Here is a 3,545-nt window from a genome sequence, read left to right on the forward strand (position 1 = left end):
CGCCGTGACCACGCCCAACCCGGCGAGCCGCCGCTCACCGCGGCCGAGCGGCGGCTCGCCGGGTTGGGCGTGGTCACGGCGTACGCGAAGGTGGCCGACGACCCGACGGCGATCGCCTTCGCCGAGCGGCGCGGCTACCGGCGCGGCCGGCAGGCCCTCTTCCTCCGCCCGGAGCTGGCCGCGGCGGCGCTGCCCGACCGGCCGGCGCCGCCCGGGGTGGAGCTGCTCACGGCGGCCGACCTGGCCGATCCGCGCCCGTTGTACGAGGTGGACCTGGCTGCCGCCGGCGACGAGCCCGGCGACGTGGGCGTGGACGAGATCAGCTATCCCGACTGGCTGGCCGCCTACTGGCACCGCTGCAACCTGAACCGGGAGTTGACGTCGCCGGCCTTCGTGGACGGTGTGGTCGCGGCGTTCGGCAGGTCCCTCATCGACGGTCGGCACGGCTGCCGGTCTCGGATGACCGGTACCCGGCCGGCCCACCACGGGGCGGGACTCGCCGGTCTGGTCAAGCTCGCCGCGCTGCCGCGGGCCTGGGGGCCGGCTACCGGTACCTCTCGGGCCGCTCCACTGTCGACCGTGGAATGTTGCCGCGGGGGCGGCTTCGTCAACCTGGCTCTGCCCATTCGGACACGGGAGTGGGGCATCAGGTCGGCGCTGCTCGCCGCCGCCGAGCGAGGGGACCACTGAACCGAGTGACGACCGCCGCAGGATCCTTTATGGATCAGTCTTCCCATGGTCAGAATTTCCTTCGCATTGTCTTTCCTCGTCCGGTCCGGGATGGCATGCTCGGCACAACTTTGACGCGGGGCATCGATCCGATGACTGCCCCGTCACCACATGGCGCGACCACCCACAGAGAAGGAGCGTGCAGGGGTGCGATGGCTGACCTGAAGACCGTCGACTCACCGAGCCGGTCGCCGCGGGTCGCACCGCTGCACAGGACGCTGCCCGGCCTGCTGCGCGATCCGCTGCGCGAGCTCGTCAGCATCGCGGATGCGGCCCCCGACGAGGTGGTCCGGCTCAACCTGGGGCCCGTCCGGCCCTACCTGGTGACCGAGCCGTCCCACGTCCAGCGCGTCCTGCGCGACAACGCGGCCAACTACAGCCGGGGCGGCCAGGGGCTGCTCTGGCGGCCGGTACGGCGGTTCACGGGTGACGGCATCCTCTCCGACGGGCCGGAGTGGCAGGCCAGCCGCGCCCGGATGCAGCCGTACTTCACCGCGAAGCGGATCGACTCCCTGGTGGACACGATGAGCCGCGCCGTCAGCGACGCGATCGACGAGTTCGAGGAGCCGGCCCGGACCGGTCAGTGGCTGGATGCCGGCGCCGAGTTCGGACGGGTGATCTGTCGGGCGATCAGCAGCGTCTTCTTCGCCGACCGGGTGACGATCGCCGACCAGATGCGGATCGTGGCCGCGCAGGACGCCATCGTCAAGGCGTTGAGCGCCCGCCTGCTGCTGCCGTTCGTGCCGGACGCCTTCCCGCTGCCGGGGGATCGCGCCTTCAGGTGCGCCGTCGGGATGATCGACGACATCATGCTGCCGCTGGTACGGGCGGAGCGCGACCAGCCCCGGGACGACGACGACCTGTTGGCCGCGCTGACCCGCGCCCGGGACGACGACGGGCGCCCGCTGGACGAGCGGCGGATCCGCGACGACGTCGTGTCGATGTTCGCCACCGCGACGGAGACCACCTACGCGTTGCTCACCTGGCTGCTGCCCGTCCTGGACACCCACCCAGAGGTCGCCGAGCGGCTCTACGCCGAGCTGGAAGAGGTGGTCGTCCCGGGCGAGGTGGTCACCCGGGAACAGCTCGGACGACTCACCTACACCCGGCTGGTCCTCGATGAGCTGCTGCGGATGTACCCCCCGGGCTGGCTGCTGCCGCGCAGCGCGGTGGCGGACGACGAGATCGGCGGCACCCGGATCAAGGCGGGCAGCACGGTCATCGTCAGCTCGTATATCAGTCAACGGCTGGCCCGGTACTGGGAGCGGCCGAACGACTTCGACCCCGAGCGGTTTCGCGACGCCCAGCATCGCCGCAACCACCGGTACGCATACTTCCCGTTCGGCGGCGGCCCGCACCAGTGCATCGGGATGTACCTGTTCAACCTGGAGGCCCCGTTGGTCGTGGCCACGCTGCTCAGCCGCTACCGGTTCCGGCTGCGCCAGCCCGGCGTACCGCCCGTGCACCTGACGGTCAATCTCCGTCCGGGCCGCACGGTCGAGGTGGCGCTGACCCCGCTGCCGCGGCGGGGACAGGCGTGATCGCCGCGCAGGTCACGGCCGGGCGCGAGCGGGACGAGCTGGCCGATGCGCAGGAACAGGGCCGGATCTGCGGCCTGGCGATGCGCGGGCAACGTGACCTCCAGGCACAGGCGGCGGCGCATCCGGAGCTCTTCCCCGCCGACCCGTTCGACCCGATGCTGTTCGCCAACATCTCCCTGGCCATCGCCTTCGGCGCCCCCTGGTGTACCGCCGAACAGCTGCGGGCCGCCAACCGGACCGTACTGTGGGGGTTCGCCCTCGACTGGCTGATCGACCACCGGGCGCGGTCCCGGGGCGAGGTGGACGACCTCGTGGCACGCTGCCTCGCCGTGGCCGACGGCGAGCCGCCCGCCGCCGGGGACCAGCTCGGCGCGTACCTGGCCGCGGTGCAGGCGGAGCTCGCCACCGCGCCGGCCTTCGCGGTCCACCGTCCGGTGTGGCGGGACTGCCTGCGTGCGACGGTCCAGGCAATGGCGCAGGAGTGGGCCTGGAAGCACGCCTGGCGGACCCGAGGCCGGTCGGCCCTGCCGAGCCTCGACGACTACCTCGCGAACGCGGACAACCATGCCTGCACCATCGTCAACATCGGACACTGGGTCTATACCGGTGACGAGGCGACGCTGGCGTGCCTGCCGGAGCTGGTTGCGGTGAGCAACGAGGTGCAGCGCGCGCTGCGCCTCGTCAACGACCTCGGCACCTACGAGCGGGACCTGCGCTGGGACGACCTGAACGCCATCCTGCTGGTCGAGGACCGGGCGGCGGTGCAGGAGCGGCTCGTGGCGCTCGTGGCCGACTGCCGGCGTCGGCTCGTCCCGCTGCAGTCCAGCTGTCCCCGGGAGGCGGACTACCTGGCCCGGCAGATCGGCTTCAGCAGCGGCTTCTACCAGCTGGCCGACTTCTGGGGTATGCCGTGACGGCGTCGCCGGTCGTCCGGGACGCCGTTGGCAACGGTGCGGGCGTCACCGCGGCCGTCCCGGGAAATGCCCCGATCGGCCCGCTCGTCGCAGCCCGGGCGCTGGTCGCGGCCATGACGGACCGCCCCACCGGCTCGGTCTCGCCGTCGGTCTACGAGACGGCCCGGCTGGTCAGCGACGCACCCTGGCTGACCGGCCATGCCGAGCGGCTGCGCTACCTGCTGGCCGCCCAGCGCCCCGACGGCGCGTGGGGCGCGCCCGGCACGTACGCCCTCGTTCCGACCGTGAGCGCGGTGGAGGCGCTGCTGCGGTCGCGGCGCGCGGAGTGGCCCCACCCGGCCGAGGTCGGGTGGGGCCACTC

Annotated in this window: 2 protein-coding genes and 2 pseudogenes; all 4 read left to right on the forward strand. The window is 72.6% G+C overall.

Annotation, left to right across the window (positions count from 1 at the left end; genetic code table 11):
- A pseudogene (locus DKL51_RS35255) lies at positions 1 to 690 on the forward strand (hypothetical protein); the annotation flags it as partial.
- Positions 691 to 881: 191 nt separating this feature from the next.
- Positions 882 to 2,270 carry a cytochrome P450 gene (locus DKL51_RS28110; RefSeq protein WP_109947579.1) on the forward strand — a complete coding sequence of 463 codons (1,389 nt, stop codon included), beginning with the start codon at positions 882 to 884 and terminating at the stop codon, positions 2,268 to 2,270.
- An 80-nt stretch (positions 2,271 to 2,350) separates the two neighbouring features.
- Positions 2,351 to 3,184: a terpene synthase family protein gene (locus DKL51_RS28115; protein ID WP_221623254.1), complete on the forward strand. Its 834-nt coding sequence runs from the start codon at positions 2,351 to 2,353 to the stop codon at positions 3,182 to 3,184.
- Positions 3,181 to 3,545: pseudogene (locus DKL51_RS28120) on the forward strand (hypothetical protein); the annotation flags it as partial. The gene DKL51_RS28115 and the pseudogene DKL51_RS28120, both read left to right, overlap by 4 nt.

This window comes from Micromonospora globispora (assembly GCF_003857015.1).
GTDB classification, from domain to species: Bacteria; Actinomycetota; Actinomycetes; order Mycobacteriales; family Micromonosporaceae; genus Micromonospora; species Micromonospora globispora.

Excerpts from the sequence above, each read along its gene's own strand:
- DKL51_RS28115 (WP_221623254.1), top strand. The coding sequence starts at position 2,351 with ATGCGCGGGCAACGTGACCTCCAGGCACAGGCGGCGGCGCATCCGGAG.
- DKL51_RS28110 (WP_109947579.1), top strand. The coding sequence starts at position 882 with ATGGCTGACCTGAAGACCGTCGACTCACCGAGCCGGTCGCCGCGGGTC.